This window comes from Corynebacterium sp. c7Ub_26 (genome assembly GCF_053760365.1).
In genome coordinates, this window is record NZ_JBSNBL010000002.1 from 366,875 (window position 1) to 386,322 (window position 19,448).

General features: G+C 56.3%; 14 protein-coding genes, 2 tRNA genes and 2 pseudogenes. 7 read left to right on the forward strand and 11 right to left on the reverse strand.

Features of this window, described 5'->3' with window-relative positions; translation table 11 throughout:
• Window positions 1–52: 52 nt before the first annotated feature.
• The 4 genes from ACWORE_RS05075 (at window position 53) to ACWORE_RS05090 (ending at window position 3,663) form a co-directional block, all read left to right on the forward strand.
• A complete protein-coding gene (locus tag ACWORE_RS05075) occupies window positions 53–445 on the forward strand; it encodes a hypothetical protein (protein ID WP_337448297.1) in 393 nt (130 codons plus the stop codon).
• A gap of 722 nt (window positions 446–1,167) precedes the next feature.
• Window positions 1,168–1,704 carry a hypothetical protein gene (locus ACWORE_RS05080; protein ID WP_455303011.1) on the forward strand — a complete coding sequence of 179 codons (537 nt, stop codon included), beginning with the start codon at window positions 1,168–1,170 and terminating at the stop codon, window positions 1,702–1,704.
• Window positions 1,705–1,729: 25 nt separating this feature from the next.
• Complete coding sequence (locus ACWORE_RS05085) at window positions 1,730–2,497, forward strand: Ltp family lipoprotein (RefSeq protein WP_455303013.1); 768 nt, start codon at window positions 1,730–1,732, stop codon at window positions 2,495–2,497.
• Window positions 2,498–3,477: 980 nt separating this feature from the next.
• Entirely contained in the window at window positions 3,478–3,663 is a 186-nt protein-coding gene (locus ACWORE_RS05090; protein WP_455303015.1) for a hypothetical protein, read from the forward strand.
• 189 nt (window positions 3,664–3,852) lie between these two features.
• On the opposite strand, the gene ACWORE_RS05095 is transcribed toward ACWORE_RS05090, so the two are convergent.
• Window positions 3,853–4,053, reverse strand: coding sequence for a PLDc N-terminal domain-containing protein (locus tag ACWORE_RS05095; protein WP_455303017.1), 201 nt, complete (start codon window positions 4,051–4,053; stop codon window positions 3,853–3,855).
• Window positions 4,054–4,770: 717 nt separating this feature from the next.
• On the opposite strand from ACWORE_RS05095, the pseudogene ACWORE_RS05100 reads away from it, so the two are divergent.
• Window positions 4,771–7,229, forward strand: a pseudogene (locus tag ACWORE_RS05100) (DNA methyltransferase).
• A gap of 126 nt (window positions 7,230–7,355) precedes the next feature.
• Window positions 7,356–7,544 carry a type IIL restriction-modification enzyme MmeI gene (locus tag ACWORE_RS05105; RefSeq protein ID WP_455303121.1) on the forward strand — a complete coding sequence of 63 codons (189 nt, stop codon included), beginning with the start codon at window positions 7,356–7,358 and terminating at the stop codon, window positions 7,542–7,544.
• Between the two features lie 89 nt (window positions 7,545–7,633).
• On the opposite strand, the gene ACWORE_RS05110 is transcribed toward ACWORE_RS05105, so the two are convergent.
• From ACWORE_RS05110 to ACWORE_RS05155, 10 genes and pseudogenes are all read right to left on the reverse strand, one after another.
• Window positions 7,634–7,735 carry a hypothetical protein gene (locus ACWORE_RS05110; protein ID WP_455303122.1) on the reverse strand — a complete coding sequence of 34 codons (102 nt, stop codon included), beginning with the start codon at window positions 7,733–7,735 and terminating at the stop codon, window positions 7,634–7,636.
• Between the two features lie 360 nt (window positions 7,736–8,095).
• Window positions 8,096–8,169 (reverse strand) — tRNA-Leu (locus ACWORE_RS05115).
• Window positions 8,170–8,259: 90 nt separating this feature from the next.
• Window positions 8,260–9,216 carry a Ppx/GppA phosphatase family protein gene (locus ACWORE_RS05120; protein ID WP_455303123.1) on the reverse strand — a complete coding sequence of 319 codons (957 nt, stop codon included), beginning with the start codon at window positions 9,214–9,216 and terminating at the stop codon, window positions 8,260–8,262.
• A 216-nt stretch (window positions 9,217–9,432) separates the two neighbouring features.
• A pseudogene (locus ACWORE_RS05125) lies at window positions 9,433–9,840 on the reverse strand (DUF501 domain-containing protein); the annotation flags it as partial.
• 51 nt (window positions 9,841–9,891) lie between these two features.
• Window positions 9,892–10,695, reverse strand: coding sequence for an FtsB family cell division protein (locus ACWORE_RS05130; RefSeq protein ID WP_455303018.1), 804 nt, complete (start codon window positions 10,693–10,695; stop codon window positions 9,892–9,894).
• 11 nt (window positions 10,696–10,706) lie between these two features.
• On the reverse strand, window positions 10,707–11,990 hold the full coding sequence (gene eno / locus ACWORE_RS05135) for a phosphopyruvate hydratase (protein WP_455303019.1): 1,284 nt from the start codon (window positions 11,988–11,990) through the stop codon (window positions 10,707–10,709).
• A 344-nt stretch (window positions 11,991–12,334) separates the two neighbouring features.
• Window positions 12,335–13,105: a lytic transglycosylase domain-containing protein gene (locus tag ACWORE_RS05140; protein ID WP_455303020.1), complete on the reverse strand. Its 771-nt coding sequence runs from the start codon at window positions 13,103–13,105 to the stop codon at window positions 12,335–12,337.
• A 39-nt stretch (window positions 13,106–13,144) separates the two neighbouring features.
• The gene (locus tag ACWORE_RS05145; protein ID WP_455303021.1) at window positions 13,145–14,242 is read right to left on the reverse strand and encodes a MazG nucleotide pyrophosphohydrolase domain-containing protein; all 1,098 of its coding nucleotides are present in this window, start codon (window positions 14,240–14,242) and stop codon (window positions 13,145–13,147) included.
• Window positions 14,243–14,251: 9 nt separating this feature from the next.
• Entirely contained in the window at window positions 14,252–18,097 is a 3,846-nt protein-coding gene (mfd, locus tag ACWORE_RS05150; RefSeq protein WP_455303022.1) for a transcription-repair coupling factor, read from the reverse strand.
• 45 nt (window positions 18,098–18,142) lie between these two features.
• Window positions 18,143–19,099 (reverse strand): TetR/AcrR family transcriptional regulator, encoded by a 957-nt coding sequence (locus ACWORE_RS05155; RefSeq protein ID WP_455303023.1) that lies wholly within the window; start codon window positions 19,097–19,099, stop codon window positions 18,143–18,145.
• Between the two features lie 245 nt (window positions 19,100–19,344).
• Between ACWORE_RS05155 and ACWORE_RS05160 the strand changes: the two genes are divergently transcribed.
• A tRNA-Gln gene (locus tag ACWORE_RS05160) sits at window positions 19,345–19,419 on the forward strand.
• The last annotated feature ends 29 nt before the right edge of the window (window positions 19,420–19,448 follow it).

Below are 19,448 nucleotides of genomic sequence, written 5' to 3' on the forward strand. Positions count from 1 at the left end.
TCAGCCAGGAAGACGTGCGGTGGCGTGCCCATCCCTCTGAAAGGACACCGTAATGAAGAATACAAAGGCTATCCTCGGTAGTCTGGCGCTCGCAGGTGCACTCACCGTCGGAGCCCCGGCTGCACAGGCGGCAGAAGCTCCCTCAACCCCCGCTGCAACTGCAACGCACCAGGAGGAATCCGCAGCTTCCGCCACGGATCAGCAAAAGGAATCTGCGACGGATGGCTCTGACAAGGATAGCGCTGAGCACAAGGCTTACGTTGCCAAGTGCACGCTCAGCACACTCGGTGGAGCGCTTACCGGCATCTTGACCGGCGCTACTGCTGGCACTGTCTTCGGCCCCGGCGTCGGCAACATCGTTGGAGCAGTAATCGGTGGCCTCGGTGGAGGCATCACCGGTGGTCTGAAAGGCTGCTTGCCCGCTGAGAACGGCGCGGCCAAGTAAAAACCTCGGCCCCACGACCAAATAAGGTCGATTCCATACCGCCCCGACGTGGGCGGTTTTTTATTTTTTGAAGAAGTTTTCTTATCTTCGTTTTGTACCGCTAAAGGGTTCACCCTTTAGCGAGAGGGATAAACGGAATTGCTACTACCGTCCCTTTACTGAGCGAGTATTCATCTTTAATGCCCTCATCACCCAGGGAATGGTGTATCAACTCTTTTTGCCAATACTCGGCATTTGTGAATGGCGATTTCTGTTAGGAGCGGGGTTCGTCGCGATTCAACATTGCCAGTCCGAAGGTAGCTTCAGTCCCTCCGAAAACCGATACGAGCCACCTTGCATTACCTTCCGAAAGTGGGAGCCCGAGTTCGTTTGCCAACGCCCTATTAGCCACCGCAAGACACGCCGGGTCATGAACGGGGGGAAGGATTGCCGGCCAGCGATACCCCCATTCGGCGGCCGAAATATTCCCTATAACCCAGTACTGCCGCCTCGAACACGAGCTAGCCTGCGCATTTACATCTAGAACAGTACAAGTGAAGCGCTTATACGACGGGAAAAGATGTAAAGCTGACATTTTCTCAGCTAACGTCGTGACTTTCCCGCGCGAATATAGAGTTGCCAGACTGATCCACTGCCCCGAATCCCTGGGGTGTAGCCGAAGAACTAGGTGTATTTATCCACCTAATTCAGGTGTGGACAGCGGAACAAAGGAACACCTAAACATGCACAAGCAACGTCAAGGCGTCGCCCTCGCCTTGCTACTCACAGCACTACCTCTTTCGGCTTGTTCCGACAATGGCGGAAACAACACAAAAGCATCATCCGTAACGACAGTGACATTAACCAGCCCGACATCCTCCTCGTCCAGCAGCGCACCATCCCAACCAACGCAACCCGAAACTACTCCTGCTAATCCGTCGGCTGAACCAACAGAGCAACCCGCCGTCACACAAACTCAGACTCAGGCTGATGGCGTCATTGGCTACACCGGGGCACCAGGGTTTGATCACCCACATCTTCTCAACAAGACAATTAGCAGCTGCGGAAACCCCCAACTACACGAAACCGGAACCACATTTTTCACTGACGGGACCTCAGGGTGGACGCAGCATTGCGCCGCCCAAATGGCAAACCAGCGGACCGTAACCACCCAACCACCGCAGGTTGGGCCAAGCTCTGGAGAGATCCAAAGCTGGTGGATGGGCTGTATCTCATCCCACGATGAACAGTACTGCCGAGACACCGACCCCTACCAGTAATCCATTACGAAAGAGAGAGCATCTCATGAAGATCGTCCCCACAAACACAAAGACCGGTAAAGACAAAGCTATCATTGTTGCCTGGTGGTTAGTGGTATTATTCGCAATTATCAGCTTGTTTACTGGTGGCAACGCATCTAGCAGGATCGGCGGATTTTTATGCTTCGCTATCATCGCTGCACTTCTCTCCTACGTCGCCGCTCGCCGTATTCAGGATCAACAGACCGGGGAGCACACACCAAGAAACTGGAAGGTCGTTGCACCGGTGGCTGCCATCGCGCTAATCGCCGCTATGGCAATTGGTGGATCCGGCAGTGGCACAAATGCGAAAGATAGCAGTACAGCTGCCACAGGGAAAAGCGCTTCCACGGAGCCTCCAACCCAAGAGGTTACAAATGATACTGCGGACGCAGTAGCTCCAAATCCTGCACCACAAGAAACTTCCACAAAGGTCTCGGCTCCAACGACAGACAGTGATAAATCATCCTCCTCTGTTGAACAGAAGAAGGCGCTAGCTAAAGCCAAGGTCTACACCACAATGGCGGGTTTTTCTAAGGACAAACTTTACGAGCAGTTGACCAGTGATTACGGAGAAAAATTCTCGCCTGACGCTGCGCAATACGCGGTCGATCACGTAGACGTCGATTGGAATGAACAAGCGCTGAAATCCGGGAAAAACTACGAGAAAACGATGAATATGTCTCGTAACGCGATCTACGACCAACTGACCAGCGATTATGGGGAGAATTTCACTCCTGACCAAGCGCAATACGCAATCGATCACCTTCACTAGTTTGAAAGTTTTCCGACAAACAGAATCACAGAAGAAAAACTGCTATGCAATGTACACAATGCCACAGCGATAATGTTCAAATAAGCATGATTCAAGAGGCGGGAAGAGTACGTCATACCGGGGTAGGAATCGCAGGTCACACTAACAACGCTGCACGTGGCCTCATGGCCGTATCCACGCTGGGAATGTCGAATCTCGTCTGGAAGAAATCAAAAGGCGGCAGCTCTCAAAAGTTTAAAAATCGAAAGATGTGCGTCTGCCAGGACTGCGGACACAGTTGGAGAATTAAATAACCCTGTGCCACAGAAAACTCTCGATCTCATGACCGGCCAATCACGTGATTATGCCGGAGCAAGCATCACCAGCGAAAGCACCGCCTAGGGCCCCGAGCATCACAAAATAACTACGGCATATCTTTGTATGTACACGGTTCATCTACAGGTGGCTGAGAGCCCACCTCCTAGTGGGACTCTCCCCCTTTCCCCTCACTGGTGGCGGGACTGAATTCGGTGCGGACACTTTTCTGGATCACCGTGTAAACCGTCATAGGCACTATCAATACTGGCCGAGCAGGCGTTTGGACTTATTCACACATGGCTCAGTTCTTTCATATGAGGTCGCCGAATGACAAGCCGAATCCTTTTAGCTGACCAGTAAATCCTCTGGAGTGAGGTCTCCTTATCACTGCGCTACTCGTAACATCCGCCACAAACCGCACTCAACGCAAAGGCCAGTCTGGGAATAAAACAATCCTTCGAACACACCAATACCCGAGCTTCCGGGGAAAGATTCACAACTTTACGATCGACGACAGTCCAGAAGGGGCCGAAACTTTCCGACGAACATGCCGGTGAGGACCACAGTGTAAGCTACATCCGCACGCAGTGAATGGGGCACTAATAAAGCCCGGCGGGGTCTCAGTCCCGGGCAAACGCAATAGAATAAGCAACAGTTCATTAAATTAAGGGGCGGGCGGAATCATGACTACGATCCGACAGACCCTGACGAGCATGTCTCAGATCAGCATGGACCAAACTCCACGAATCAAACAAGCGGAACGGGAAGCACACCAGAGAAACGCGACTCGGACATTCCGGGCATACCACAAGATCAACCGAACAATTCAGAACCGAATCACTCAGGCTTACCTGGATTGCCAGATGTAAAACCTGTACGCCTCGAAATGGCGCAATACAGTGAGCCTACTCCACATTCGTCGGAAATAAAGCGACTTAATGACATTGCGCCTCTGTTGGGGAACCCGAAACAAGTAACCGGGCCCCAAGCCAAGGCCATGCGCTCCATGCGGGACTAAACATAGAAGAAACGGGCGGAATAGCACTCGTACCGAGACGCTAATTCTTAACGAGCGATTCCGCGTTACGTCCCCATATGAACCACACAATCGGTCCCAGGATGGGGAAGCAGAATGTAACAACAATCCAGATTACTTTTCCGAAAACGGTATAGCGGCTCGATGACACGATTGAAATCAGAGCACCAATAAAAATCACAAGCGGGATCGCAATGAGCGCTACTACCCCGATTAACAGCACCGCTGATCCCCAATCATCACTAGTGGCAGCTAAGTTTACTAAAGATAATCCAAAAATAATTAAGCCCCTTTTCCTAAGACAGCCAAATCACTCGACCATAGCTAACCTAAACGGTCGAGTCCCAGACTATCCGAGGTTGCGGAGCAAAGAAAGTGGAACGAGGATTACACTTCTAGTGCACGACAGCCTCAGGGAACTGCAGAATCCTAAACGCACCTCCTCTTGCTACTTACCCCGCTATGGATATTAGTAAGGTTCCGGTGTGCTAACCGTTTGTCGGCCGGTCGCGGCAGATAGCAGACAATACATACTCGGGTCTGCCGTCACCCCTGTTAGCCCCGGTTTATTACAGGACAGAGTGATCCGAATGTATACTGTAGTAGCGTGCTTGCCCCTATGACATACCGAGTGGGTTGCGGTGTCATGTTGTGGAGTCTTTTTTCATGGTGTTGTAGCTGACGTGGTAGGGATCGGCTAGCTGTTGGGGTGACCATGCACCGGTTGAGGGTGGGGTTTGCGTTGGGCTAACTTTGGCTTGGAGTTGTACGAAATCATAGAGTTCTTATTCGTAGTCGTTCCGCCAGGGTGCTTGGAGTATGTCACCGTGTTGATTGACTAGCCGAGTGACCCACCATTGGCAGCTTGTATGATAAGCCCATGCTTACCGAGCCGAACACTGCTATTGACCGTGGGACAATTCGCCGTCGATTGCAGAACATGTCGACCCATTGGCAGGAACGAGTGGAGGGGTGGAAACAATCGGGGGCGAAACATATAGAAAAGTCTTACGCCCAGCAATTGTGGTCAGACTTATTGAAGTGTTTTGGTGTCATCCCTGAGCGCATTGATTTGTTTGAGCAGGACGCTGTTCGTGCTTCATCTGGCCGGACTGGCTATATTGACCTGTTTTGGTCAGGGCTGCTTCTGGGTGAAGCGAAGTCGCCAGGAGAAGATTTGGCCGCTGCATACGATCAAGCCCTGGATTATCTTAGGGGAGGTTCAATCGGGCAGCATGAGTTTCCGCGCTATGTTCTAGTCACCGATTTCGATTCTTTCGATCTCCGAAAGTTAGGAGATGAGGGTTGGAAAGTTCATTTCGACCTTGCCGAATTAGCCGATCATGTTGATCAGCTCATTTTTTTAGGCGGCCAGGAAGCAGTCAGTAAGGCGGAGGAAGAGGAAGCATCCATCCATGCCTCTAAGCTCATGGCAACCCTCTATACCGCCATGCTCGACGATGAGGATGCTGATGAAGCCGTCGGTGAGGACGCACCCACAGACCCGGACGAAGAGGACTGGCAGGTTCAGAAAACCAGTGTGTTTCTTACTCGGGTGTTGTTCTTGCTATACGGTGATGATGCCGGTCTGTGGGAGGAGGACCTCTTCTATCGATTCGTGTTGTATGACACGACCGCAGACAATCTCGGTGCTCAGCTGGCCCAGTTGTTCCAGGTTCTCAACACTCCGGAAAATCGTCGTCGTCACCTCCCGGACTCTATGGCGAAGTTCCCCTATGTCAACGGTGGCTTGTTTGCTGATTCCTGGCCGTCGGAGTTTTTTACTGCTCACATGTATGAGGCGTTGCTGGCTGCTTGCCGCTTCAGGTGGACTCGAATCTCCCCTGCTGTTTTTGGTTCGATGTTTCAATTGGTGAAGTCGAAAGAGGCAAGGCGGGCCGATGGTGAACACTACACTACCGAGACGAACATTTTGAAGGTCATCAAGCCACTATTTTTGGACGGGTTGCGGGACAAGGCCCGTCGCCTGATTAGCAATAAGTCCACCACAGCCAAAGCTCTGCGAAAATTCCGCGACTCCTTGGCTGAGATGGTTTTTCTCGACCCTGCGTGTGGCTGTGGTAATTTCCTCGTCGTCGCTTACCGTGAGCTTCGAGCTATTGAGACCGATATCATCGTCGCGCTGCGCGCCAAGGAGGGACAGTCCACAGCATCAATGGACGTATCGCTGGATCAGCGTCTGTCTATCGGCCAGTTTCATGGTTTCGAGTTAAATTGGTGGCCGGCGAAGATCGCCGAAACAGCAATGTTTCTTGTCGATCACCAGGCCAACCGCGCGTTGGCCGCTGCTGTCGGTGATGCCCCGGAGCGGCTGCCCATTACTATCACCGCGCATATTCACCACGTCAACGCACTGCGACTCGGGTGGGAGGCCGAGATCCCCCGCACCAGTGGAGCAACCTACGTCTTCGGCAACCCGCCATTCCTCGGGCATAAAGAGCGTTCAGAAGCACAAGGAAAAGAGCTCAGAGACGCGTGGGGAAGAAAGAATGTAGGGCATCTCGACTATGTGACCGCTTGGTTCGCTAAGGCACTTTCGCTGCTAAAGGAGAGGCCGGGGGAGTTCGCATATGTGGCAACAAACTCTGTCACACAAGGTGAGTCTGTAGCTGGATTGTTCGACGTTATCTACAAACAGAGATGGAGAATCAAGTTCGCCCATAGATCGTTCGTTTGGGACTCTGATGCTCCAGGGAAGGCTGCAGTTCACTGTGTCGTTATCGGTTTTACCCGAGACAAGGAAACATCACCTCTCCTGTACGGGATGGATGACCGAGGCGCTTATCGCGAGAGAGTTCGTGAGGTGAGTCCGTACCTAATTCCCGGCCCCCCGGTCACAGTGGTCCATCCCACACGCAAGGTGCAGAGTCCTGCTCTTAGTCCGCTAAGAGCAGGGTCTACTCCGCTGGATTGGGACAATTTTGTAGTGACTCAAGAGCAGTACGATATGGTATCGGCGGATCCTGTCGCGTCAAAGTACTTACGCCCGTATATCGGTGGAGATGAGCTTATTAACAACCTCCCCAGGTGGTGTCTCTGGCTCGCGGGAGAAGATTTTGATCCCGCAGACATAAAACGGTCTGAAGTGCTCAAAAAACGAATTAACACCGTGCGTATCCATCGCCTATCACGAAAACGGGTCGCCACGGTAAAAGCCGCTGCGACACCCCACTTATTTGGTGAGATACGGCAACCGGAGACCGACTATCTTGCGGTTCCAAGTCATTTGCTGAGAAACGGCGATACGCGACGGTGAAACGCCTAACAGCGGACAACATCGCATCTGTGAAGCTATTCACTGCAGAAGATCCGGATGGCTTCTTGTTTGCCATTATCAGCTCTTCGATGTTCATTCTCTGGCAGAAGACGGTAGGTTGACGAATCAAATCCGACCCGAGTGTTTCAAGTACGCTGGTATGGAACACATTCCCTGTCCCTAAGCTCAACGAGAAAACCCGTACTGCGATTATCGAAGCTGGTCAGGGCGTCATCGACGCAAGAGCGCTGTACCCCGAACGCAGCTTGGCTGACGCCTACAATCCTCTGGCTATGGATTCCGCCCTGGTAAAAGCGCATACCAGGCTAGATCGCGTAGTAGACAAGGCTTTCGGTGCGGACCGGAAGCTAACCACCGAGCGCCAACGCCTTGAGATTCTTTTCGCACGATATGCTGAGCTAATTAAGGAGCCATGACCTTCAGTAAGCCTGTTGGCTCATTTTATCTGCCGGTGGAGCCGTGGCGATTGTTTCCGCACCGGGTTGTTCTGTGTTGCTCGACCAGACTATATCCGGTAGGTTGCGATGGCGGTTATGACGAGTTGTGCCATGCGGTGGCCTTTGTTTGTACGGTGGTTGAAATGGCTGTTGTTAATGAGGTTGACCATGATCTCGCCCGTATATTTGGCATCGACCACACCGGCCACGTTCCCGAGTGAAGTGTCCGCACCGTCTTTTGTGGGCTAGACCTGAGCGTGGGCAGATGAGTTCCCCGTAGCCTGCCGGTATGCCACCCCTGGTTTCGACGGGAATAAATTCGCAACTTCCTCAGATAGGACGTATGCCGCGGACGGCGGTGAGGCCTATCCCAGCAGCATAGGTGGACTGACTATTGGCGAGCACCGTCGTGTACTGACGGCATAGCATCTCCCAAAAGTGTCTGCACCGCCTTTTGCTACTTATCCCCAAAAAGCCTGATTCGACAAAAAACCACCCTCTGAACTGCGCATACAGCAAAGAGGGCGTTGTGCCCCCAGTGGGATTCGAACCCACACTGAATGGATTTTAAGTCCACTGCCTCTGCCAATTGGGCTATAGGGGCACCGCCATTGACGACACACCGAACCACGCCGGTGAGCACAACAGCGAGCCTCATCTTACCGCGTTACCCCACAGACACAGAATCCCGTGGTCACGCCTCAAAAGACGCACGTTGCCTGGCTAATCCTGCAATAATCCCGTCCAAAATATCCTTCTCGCTCACGGTGATCTGTTCGATGCCGGCCTTAGCGCGGAAGAACTCCACGATCGCGTCAATAATCAGCGTTCCTCCACCAATAACATCGGCACGGCCAGGCAAAATCTCCGGCCGGGCCTTCCTCTGCTCCACCGTCTCCGCGCGAACCTTCGCCGTCGTCGCCAAAATATCGTCCGCGTCAAGCGTCGAAAGGTGAATCTTTTCTGGCACGTATTCAGGCAAGTCCTGAACCACTGCGGAGACCGTCGTAAAAGTACCCGCACAACCAACAACTGTCGCCACTTCAGCAAGAGGCAATTCTTCCGCAGCCTCACGCAGATTCTTGTCGACGATCTCCCGCGCGGCCGCGCACTCCGCGTCCGTCGGAGGATCCGTGTGCAAAAAGCGCTCCGACAACCGGACGCTGCCCATCTGAGTCGAAACCGCCCCCACAACGTCCCCATCCTTGTCCCCCACGACGAACTCGGTCGAGCCGCCACCGACGTCAATAACAACGACGGGCCCCTCGGCATCCACATCCATTGTCGCGCCGAGATATGACAGGCGAGCTTCTTCCGTGCCCTCGATCACTTCCGCAACCGCCCCGGGAGCAACCCGACCGAGCTCGGCCTTCGTCATGGCGAAGAAATCATCCCGATTCGATGCATCCCGCGTTGCCGACGTCGCAACCATACGAACAGCACATACGCCATGATCGACCACCATGTCAACGTATCCGTGCAGCGCAACCCGCGTCCGCTCAATCGCAGCTGGCGACAATTGCCCAGAACTATCGACGCCCTCGCCAAGACGAACAATCGTGTTCTTCCGGGTAACCTCGCGCACAACGTGACCAGACTGCGCATCGACGTCGGTGATGAGGAGGCGGATGGAATTGGTGCCACAATCCACGGCAGCTAAAGAGAGCGTGCCGGGGGCGTCGTTCGGGCCACTACTCGATTCCGACGACTGAGCATCGAGCGTCGAATCGGTAGCCATGGCCAGGCTAATCCCCAGTTCCTCAACCGTCGGCCATTGATCCGGGAGAGCAGTCCCGCGCAACTCGGGATTGTGGGCCAGCGCCAACGCGACGGTCTCGGTACCCAGGCGAACGGTGTCAGGCCCCTCCGCCAGAGCGTAAGCCATAAGAACGTGCAGGCACTTCACCCGGTCAGGCATTCCGCCGCCGGAAAAGGAGGTTCCCAAGTCCTCAATGCTGTTGCGGACGCTCAGGTAGTGTTCGTGCGCGGCCCGGTAATCGGCCGCCAGCGCTTCATCGGTTTCCAGCCGCTCGGTCATCCATTTCATGACTCCGGCGACTTCGAGTCGCGACGCCTCCGCCGTCAGACGCGGGTCAGTCAGGTAATACAGCGTCGGAAAAGGGGTACCGTCGTCGAGCCGGGGGGCCGTCGTCACGACAGCCGGCTGACCATCGGGAGTGCGATAGGCCACCTCGAGGGCACCACGGGGACGCCGCCCTAATTGGTCGGTCATGATGGCCATATCTTCGTCGGACACTCCGGAGAAACTCGTCATGTCCACTTATTTTAATTCTCCCCCATGCCGAAACGAATTCCTCGGCCGGACCTAATTGCCGGGCTGAACCTGATTCCCGTTAGCCGGTGCAGGCGCTTGACTGTTCGGATCCGGATCATTCACCGTCGGAACGCCCAATGATGGAGCTTCGTCGTCGTGCTGCTCTTTATCCGACGGCTTCTCGCGGACCGAGCTCCACAACTGTGTGTACCACGGATCCTGGTGTTCGTCTTTCTTTGAATCCGATTCCTCCGGGGTGCCCGTCGTAATCGAAGGGTCGATAATCCGCCAGGAGGTCTCCCCCCGCTCGACCATGCCTAGCCGTAGCCGAGCCTGCTCTTTGACGAAATCATCGTCGTTGTACAGATCCAGCTGTTTTTGCAGCTCAGCCTTCTCTTCTTCCTGGTGAGCTATATCAATATGGAGTTGTTGCAACTCACTACGTTGCTGAAAGTATGACTTCAGTGGCGGGGCAACCGTCATCGTCATCGCCACCACAAGACAGGCCAAAATAATCAGCCTCACCGCGGACTGTTGACTAGGAACAGTCAACACCCACTGTTTACGGCTCCCGCCGAAGCGGAATTCCCGCAATCGACGTTGCGCACGACGCCGACGCGACTGGCGCGTCGGCTTGGGCAACGTGCCCTTACGTTCCGACGCGGTAACCGACTCAACACCAGCGTCGGAATCGGACACAGTGACACCCTCATCAGGTTTGCCGACCTGCCGGCCGTTCATGCGATGGTCGGCAGCCGTTGACGCAGCAGTAGCGCTATCGACGTGATCGCGCTCTCCCCCTGCTGCGAGAGAATCCGATCCTGCCGGCGATCCTGATTCAGGTGTACGTGCCATAGGCTGTGATCTTAGCCGTTAAAGCGCGGGAAAGCTGAGCGCCCAGCGTAAACGGCAGCGTCGCCCAAGAATTCCTCGATACGCAGCAACTGGTTGTACTTCGCAACACGCTCAGAGCGAGCCGGAGCACCGCTCTTAATCTGGCCACAGCTGTAAGCAACCGAGAGGTCAGCGATGGTCGTGTCCTCGGTCTCACCGGAACGGTGGGACATCATGCAGCGGTAGTTGTTGTTCTGAGCCAGCTGCACAGCGTCGGCAGTCTCAGAGAGGGAACCGATCTGGTTAACCTTAACCAGCAGGGCGTTCGCAGCCTTCTTTTCGATGCCTTCCTTCAAGCGAGCCGGGTTGGTGACGAAGAAGTCGTCGCCGACGATCTGGACCTTGTCGCCGATCTCAGCGGTGAGCTTGGTGTAGCCCTCCCAGTCGTCTTCCTGCAGCGGATCCTCGATGGACACGATCGGGTAGTTCTCGACGAGCTCCTCGTAGACCTTGACCATATCCTCGGCGCTGTGCTCGCCGCCCTCGAAGTTGTAGACGCCCTTGTCCTTGTCGTAGAACTCGGAAGATGCAGCGTCCAGGGCGAAAGCGATGTCCTCGCCGAGCTTGTAGCCGGCCTTCTTCACAGCCTCAGCAATGAGGTCCAGAGCTTCCTTGGTGGAATCAACCGACGGAGCGAAGCCGCCCTCGTCGCCAAGACCCGTGGACAGGCCCTTGGACTTAATGACGGACTTCAAGTTGTGGTAAACCTCCGCACCCATGCGGAGAGCCTCGCGGAAGGAATCTGCACCAATCGGAGCAATCATGAATTCCTGAACGTCGACGCCGGAGTCCGCGTGAGCACCACCGTTGACGATGTTCATCATCGGTACGGGGAGTACGTGAGCGTTCGGGCCGCCGAGGTAGCGGAAAAGCTCAAGGTTGGCGGAGCTGCCAGCGGCCTTCGCCGTAGCCAGGGAGACACCGAGGATCGCGTTCGCGCCCAGGTTGGACTTGTTGTCCGACCCGTCAAGATCCAACATCACCTTGTCGACGAGGCGCTGGTCGTCAGCTTCAAGACCGGTCACTGCCGGAGCGATCTTTTCATTGACGTTCTCGACGGCCTGACGAACGCCCTTGCCCAGGTAGCGGTCGCCACCGTCGCGGAGTTCGTGAGCCTCGTGAACACCGGTGGAAGCACCGGACGGAACGCCTGCACGGCCGAACGAAGCGTCGTCAAGAAGAACCTCAACCTCAACAGTCGGGTTGCCGCGTGAGTCTAGAATCTCGCGAGCTTGAACATCGATAATCTGAGCCACAATGGCCTCCTGTTTATTCGACTACAACCTATCTAATCAGGGCCCCGCGCAATCAACTGACGCCACCGGCAACGCTGTGGCTAACACAGCACATGATGGCGAGGACGCAGCGCGACCTACGCCTTCTATTGTGGCACGATCCCGAAATAATGGCATCCATGATGAAGGTCACTCCGTTATGACGGTTACCCTACAAACCGGGCACAAAACAACAATTATCCTGCATAAATGGATATTTATAAACGCAAACGGACATTTTGGCGGGCTGGACTGTGTCCAAGAACACGCCCGTAAAGTGCGCTCGGCGTCGCGCTAACAATGTATTCAGCGTCGCGCCAGGACTTTTATGCCGGCTTCTGTTGGAGCGAATAATTGGCTGCAGCTCGTCGCACATCCTCCACGTACTGCGCCGAGTTATTGTACGAGCGCACGGCCGATTTCCACCCGTCCGCCGTCGATAAGTCACGATCAAAATCGCACAAAAGATTCACTGCTGCGACTGCAGCATCATCAATATTGTCGGGGTCAGCCTTCCCATCAGCATTGGCATCAACCCCATACTTCTCCCACGACTGCGGAATGAACTGCAAGGGGCCCATCGCGCGGTCCTTTTCCTTATCGCCGTCCAGTTCGCCATTGTCAGTATCGGGCAGGTTCTCCAAACCGGGTGCACCGTCCAGCTGAACGCCGCAAATGTGCGGCTTAACGTCGCCATTGGAATCAATGGAAACCGAATCAAAATGGTGCCCGTTGTAGCTGCCGTGGCGGGTTTCTACCCAGCCCAGACCAGCCAGCGTCGTCCAATCCAGATGACACCCGGGCTTCGAATGACGGGCCACCACATTCGCATTCGCGTACGCGCTCAAGGCCTCAACAGAAATGCCGGTTTTCTTCGAAATCGGCTCCGCCCAAGTCCGAAATTCTTCCGACGTGCGCGTGTGTTTAGACGTATCGACCGCCGGAGCCGCAACCCCATTGGGCGGCGGAACGTCGGACGGAATCGGCTTCCGCATCGACGAACTATCGGTATGGACGTGTGACACCAACCAACCAATAGCGACGATAACCAACGCCAACACCGCGAAAACAGCAATGAGGGTACGTGCAGATTTCATAACCCAGAACACAGACTCCGATTCGGTGAGATAACGGCGTTACGACGACGAACCGGGGTCCTCGTGAGAAGCCGGAGCCGACCACGACTCGTTGGCAGCCGACTGCTCACGTCGTTTCCCTTCCTCCCACAGACGGTTCTGCTCATCCAGGCCGACTGGACGCTCCGTCTCCTCGAACAGATAGGGAGCGCGCGTCTGCATCTTGTGAACAAACGACGCCGCAACGTGCCCAATATCGAAAGCGCCGCGTCGGTTAGCTATCTCCGCGTGGAACAGAACCTGCAAGAAAATATCCGACAACTCATCACACAGCCGCTTTTCCGACGCCAGATCCCCGGCCTGCCACGTGTCGATGGACTGGGCTAACTCCTCAACTTCCTCACGCAGATACGCAAAAAGAGACTGGTGGCTCTGGCTCTGCTCCCACTCCCCTTGGCGCAACGCCCGCGACATCACCGCAATGGCCTCTTCGATCTCGTTGAGGACAGCCTCCGGGATCTCGCTCTGGCTAGGGCCGGAAGCGTCGCCCGATTCGGTGGTTTCGTCGACGCCACCAGTGTTCTCGTCGTCAGCGGTTTCGCCATCGGCACCATCGCCCACGACAGCGGTCCCGTGAATCACACCGGCACCGGCGCTCCCCGTACCGTCCTGGTCTCCCCCGTTGCGTTGGTCAGAAGGATAATCGGACTCCCCTGCCGACGAATCCTCTGCGTACGCTTCTTCCGACGTCTCCGCACCATCTGTCAACTGCGGAATTGCTTTCAATGCGAAGTCATAATCCGGATACGCCGCCGGATTCTCCGCCTCAATCCCCTCAAACTCGCCCGAAGCACCAGAGCTCAGCGCATTATTCGACGAGCCCGAAGCCAGCGCGCGGTCCGGCCGTCGTTGGAAATACAAGGAGGGCGCTACTAACAGCTGGTCACCACTGTGGAGCCTCTCGCGCACCCATTCGTTATAGGGATCAGTGGTGATCAATGTGTCGGTGTCATCCACCACATGGCCGCCTAGATCGGCAATCACCCAACGGATGCGGACTGGGACTTCTTCGGTGTAGCACACGTCATTGCCCACCAGAGAAACAGCGTCGACGGGCAGCATGCCAGGGAAACGAGGATCGAGGACAATGACAGACATGGCTATATATTAACGGACCTTACTTTTAGTGGAATTCTTTTGGTGACTCTTGCCCCCAGTAGTGTCCGGCTGCACACCAGAAGCAACCTCCCGGTGCGGCTTACCCAGCAACGACGTCATCACGTCCGCACACCACTGCAACAATTCCTCATCTTTGACGGCTTGGGCCCGAATACCCCGCCCTTTCTTGGGCGCTGGAACCACAACATTATGGGTTGTGGCACGGTATTGCGCACCGGGGTACAGCCGGCCCAAACGCACTCGCCCTGAATCGGGCAGTTCAATCGGCGAGAACGAAATAGCGGCCTTGTTCGCGCCGGTTGCCACAACATCGGTCACGCCACATTCGCGGCAGACCATGCGTAACCGGGCGACGGCGAGCAGCCGGTCAATTTCCTGTGGTGGCTGGCCATACCTATCCACCAATTCCGCGCGGACATTCTGCAAGGCCTCTTCGCTCTTCGCTTGAGCGAGGTCCCGGTACGCGGCCAAACGTAACCGTTCAGAGGCGATATAACTGGTCGGAATGTGTGCATCGACGTTGATATCAATGCGCGTTTCCTTATTCTCTTTATCGCTTCCGTCGATTGGCTTGCCGTCGGCCATCGCTTTGAACGCCTCGACGGCCTCACCAACGAGGCGGACATAGAGGTCAAAGCCGACGCCAGCGATGTGGCCCGACTGCTCAGCGCCCAACACATTGCCGGCCCCGCGCATTTCAAGGTCTTTCATGGCGACGGCCATCCCGGCGCCGAGATCATTGTTCTGCGCAATCGTCGATAAACGGTCATAGGACGTTTCGGTCAATGTTTGCGACGGAGGATACAAGAAATAGGCATAGCCTCGTTCGCGCGACCGGCCGACGCGACCACGAAGCTGGTGCAGCTGGGCCAATCCCATGTGGTGGGCATTCTCGACGATCAGCGTGTTGGCATTCGAAATATCCAATCCCGTTTCGACGATCGTCGTGCAGACCAACACGTCGTACTCGCGGTCCCAGAACCCTTCGACAGTGTTCTCCAGCTGATCCTCATTCATCTGCCCATGTGCCACGACCACGCGCGCTTCCGGAACAAGCTCACGAATATGTTGCGCGACCTGTTCGATAGAACGCACACGGTTGTGCAGATAAAACACTTGCCCATCGCGCAACAATTCACGACGAATAGCCGCCGCGATTTGCTTATCCTCTTGCACACCGACGTAGGTCAACACGGGGTGACGATCTTCCGGAGGGGTGAGGATCGTCGACATATCGCGAATCCCCGCCAGCGACATCTCCAACGTGCGGGGAATCGGCGTCGCGGACATTGTCAACATGTCAACGTGGGAACGAAGCGCCTTGATGTGCTCCTTGTGTTCCACACCGAAACGCTGTTCCTCGTCGACAATAACGAGCCCCAAGTTCTTCCATTGCACCCCTGTCTGCAGCAGGCGGTGGGTACCGATCACGATGTCGACCTGTCCCTCGGCCAGCCCGGTCAGGACTTCGCGGGCCTGCTTCGGCGTGGTGAAGCGGGACAGTTGGCGGATCGTAATGGGGAAACCTTCCATGCGCTCGCTGAAGGTAGCGAAATGCTGCTGCGCCAGCAACGTCGTAGGAACAAGGAGAACCACCTGTTTGCCGTCCTGAACAGCCTTGAATGCGGCACGGACGGCGACCTCGGTTTTGCCGTATCCCACGTCGCCCACAATCACGCGGTCCATGGGGACGGGCTTCTCCATATCCTCTTTGACCGCTTCGATGGCGTTGTACTGGTCTTCCGTTTCCGTGAACGGGAAATTATCCTCCATTTCCCGCTGCCACGGGGTGTCCGGTGAGAACGCGTAACCCGGCGCGGCTTGGCGCTTGGCATAGAGTTGCACGAGGTCGGCGGCTATATCGCGAACCGCGGCGCGCGCTTTCTTCTTGGTGTTTTTCCAATCGGATCCGCCCATTTTCGATAGCGACGGGTTTTCACCGCCGACATACCGCGAGAGCAAATCCAGACTGTCCATAGGAACGTAAAGGTGGTCGGCTGCACCGCCTCGCTTCGACGGGGCATATTCCAGGACCATGTATTCCCGACGGGTCGCGTCAGTACCCTTGCCGACGGTGCGCTCCTGCATTTTCACGAATCGGCCGATGCCATGAGTCTCATGGACCACGAGATCGCCCGGGTTGAGCGAGAGCGGGTCGACGCGGTTGCGTTTACGCCGTGGCCGACGACGGCCATCGCCATAAGCAGCGATGCGGTTACCGGTGAAGTCGGTTTCGGCGACGACGAGCAGGGGCCGGGCGTCATCAACGTGCGGGATGACTAAGCCCCCGTGCAACACTGCCCGAATAACAGTGGCTTTACCCGGCGCGGGCGGATTCTGGGGATCCGCATCGGGCGTCACACCGATTCCGGCCTCACGGAAACGACCGCTCATGCGTTGTGCGGAAGCGGGGGTGAGTGCCGTAAACACGAGCCGGCCACCGTGTGCCACGTGGTCGTGAAGCTCCGACATCGCTTTCTCCACGTCGCCCGGTTTCCCCTTGGGCTGAGGCCCGGGGGAGAAATCCAACTCTAGGGTGGACGATGCCTCCGCGCTGCCCAAGAACCCCGGAGGAGCACACGTCCACCAGGACAAACCGTGGTGTTCCGCCGTCTTCTCCATGGCACCCAGGGAGCGATACGCGCTCTGGTCCACGTTCAGATCATCGTTGCCGTCCTCAGCTTCCGCCAGCGCAGCGGTGTCAATCGGTGACTCCGCCCCCATCGCGGCAGCCTCCCACCCGGCTTTGACAAACTCTTTGCCGGTGGCAATCAAGTCGTCGGCCCGGCGCTGTACTTTCTCCGGCGACATCACCAGCACCGTGGTCGTCACCGACGGATCTGCGGCGGCCACTTCCTCAGGAAGCGTCACCATCGGACCGTCGAAAAGCACAGGAATGAGGGACTCCATCCCCTCAACGGCGACACCTTCGCTGATCTTCGTCAACGCGTCCGCCAGCGTGGCATTCGATGCGTGGGTACGTGCCATTTTCTCGGCGCGGGCTCGGACGGCGTCGTCAATAAGAAGTTCACGGCACGGGTAAACAGGCACGACACCAGGATCAAAATTCTCGATTGTTCGCTGGTCGCCCACCGAAAAAGCGCGCAAATCGGAGATCTCGTCGCCCCACAATTCGGCGCGCACGGGGAGCTCGGCGGTGGAGGGGAAAATATCCACCACACCACCGCGAACGGCGAATTCCCCCCGCTTGCCGACGAGATCCACGTGCTGATAACCCATCTCGGCTAAACGAGTGGCGATCCCCGTGACATCGGTGTCCTCCGCGAGGATGATCGGTTCGCGCTCCCCCAGGCCCTTCATGATGGGCTGGATGAACGACCGCGCCGGGGCAACGACAATGCGAATTGGCAGCTCACCGGGGATGTCATGGGGGTGAGCAAGGCGGCGAAGGACCTTTAACCGGGCACCTACTGTTTCCGAACCAGGGGACAAACGCTCATGCGGGAGCGTTTCCCAGGCGGGGAACATGGCGACGGCATCACCCATCATGTCGCGCAATTCTGCAGTGAGATCCTGGGCTTCGCGGCTGGTCGCGGTCACGATGACAACGACGGATTTTTCGGCGATTGCCCTGGCCACCCACGAACGCGCCTCGTCGATGGCTGAGATGTGCAGCCGTGGCTCCCCCACTGAGGCCAGGACTCCTTGGAGTTTCGGCGATTGCAGCGCCAACTGCACCACCCCGGCCAAGGGTGGCCAGCCCAATCCTTCCGACGCGTCCTTCCCTTCAGGTTTGCGCGCTGCCGCACGAGCAGCGTCGGACGCGGACGCATCGGATGAGGGCATGGGAGTCTGTGCAGAGGTGTGCGTCATGAGGCTGATTGTAATGGGGAGCCTTGCGGCGGAGTGTCGCGGATACTAGTCGTCGGCCTCCTCCAAAGCCTGGCCCTCTGAGGTGGACGAACTGGACTGCTCCGCGTCCCGCTGCTGTTGTCTGTACACCTCGGCCGGGTCGGCATCCTTACCGGCACCCAGCCTGACACCTTGCTGGCCGGCTTCACCCTCGACGTCCTCATGGAGGATCGGGTCCTTCTCCATTCCCGCGAGGCCATTCCACATGAGGTTCACGATGTGGGCAGCAACCGCGTCCTTGGGAAACACGTGTGTGTTATCGCTGTCGCTATCGCCGTCACTACTGCCTTCTGCGGCTCCACCTTTTTCACTGCCGACGCTGTTCGCACTGCTTTCACTGCCGACGCTGTTCGCACTGCTTTCACTGCCGACGCCCATCGAGTTGACGGTCCACCACTGCGCCACCATCGCCACGCACCCCATCATGCCCTGGGCATAGAGCTCCGCGAGACGCTCATCTAAACCATTCCGTTTAAAAGCGTCGGCAAGAATATGGGACGCGCGATTCACCGAAAGGCCGAGCAAAGTGGAATGGACACCGTCCTCAGCCGACGAGTGATCCTCCTCCGACTTCCCATGATGCGATGCCGCCTTCGACTGCGACGATCTCCCCACAGCCCCCACAACAGCTCCATCGCGAGCGAGGATCCGGAAACCTTCCTCATTTTTCTCCGCGAAATCCAGGACCGCGTAGACCGCCCGTTCAATTCGGATACGCGACCGCCCCTGAACGAGTGCTTCGTCGATAGTGCGGTCGAGAGCGACCATATCTTCGTCGATAACTGCCTGGTAGAGGCCCTCTTTCCCACCAAAATGTTCATAAATGACGGGCTTGGACACCCCGGCGCGCGCAGCGAGCTCTTCGACGCTAGTACCTTCAATGCCTTTTTCAGCAAAGACAGGCCTACTCATAGCGATCAATTGGGAGCTACGTTCTGCTGCCGACATACGTTGACGTGTCATGTCTTCAGGATATCTGGAACGCACCCCCACGTTGTCGTAGTGCTAGAAAAATGTAGAACATCATGATTCGAGGGGCAGAACTCTCACGATGGCTAGGCATTAATCGCGCCTGATCGCGGGGTTGCGCGGGACGAAGTATGGGGTGGTTGGTGTGTTGTTCAGGGGAAATGGCACTTTGGGCGCCTCGTCGGGTAGAGTAAAGCGCCGCAGCGACGGACATTGTCCCGCAGTGTTCTCCTGTGTTTTCTCCCGTGGTGTAATAGGCAACACAGCTGGTTTTGGTCCAGCCGTTCTAGGTTCGAGTCCTGGCGGGAGAGCCACAACTATATGATCGGATCTATCACCCGAA

Bases quoted from the DNA above. Each gene is read 5' to 3' on its own strand.
- ACWORE_RS05155 (WP_455303023.1), bottom strand. From the start codon at position 19,099: ATGACACGTCAACGTATGTCGGCAGCAGAACGTAGCTCCCAATTGATC.
- ACWORE_RS05085 (WP_455303013.1), top strand. From the start codon at position 1,730: ATGAAGATCGTCCCCACAAACACAAAGACCGGTAAAGACAAAGCTATC.
- ACWORE_RS05130 (WP_455303018.1), bottom strand. From the start codon at position 10,695: ATGGCACGTACACCTGAATCAGGATCGCCGGCAGGATCGGATTCTCTC.
- ACWORE_RS05145 (WP_455303021.1), bottom strand. From the start codon at position 14,242: ATGTCTGTCATTGTCCTCGATCCTCGTTTCCCTGGCATGCTGCCCGTC.
- ACWORE_RS05090 (WP_455303015.1), top strand. From the start codon at position 3,478: ATGACTACGATCCGACAGACCCTGACGAGCATGTCTCAGATCAGCATG.
- mfd (WP_455303022.1), bottom strand. From the start codon at position 18,097: ATGACGCACACCTCTGCACAGACTCCCATGCCCTCATCCGATGCGTCC.
- ACWORE_RS05140 (WP_455303020.1), bottom strand. From the start codon at position 13,105: ATGAAATCTGCACGTACCCTCATTGCTGTTTTCGCGGTGTTGGCGTTG.
- ACWORE_RS05080 (WP_455303011.1), top strand. From the start codon at position 1,168: ATGCACAAGCAACGTCAAGGCGTCGCCCTCGCCTTGCTACTCACAGCA.
- ACWORE_RS05110 (WP_455303122.1), bottom strand. From the start codon at position 7,735: ATGGTCAACCTCATTAACAACAGCCATTTCAACCACCGTACAAACAAA.
- ACWORE_RS05075 (WP_337448297.1), top strand. From the start codon at position 53: ATGAAGAATACAAAGGCTATCCTCGGTAGTCTGGCGCTCGCAGGTGCA.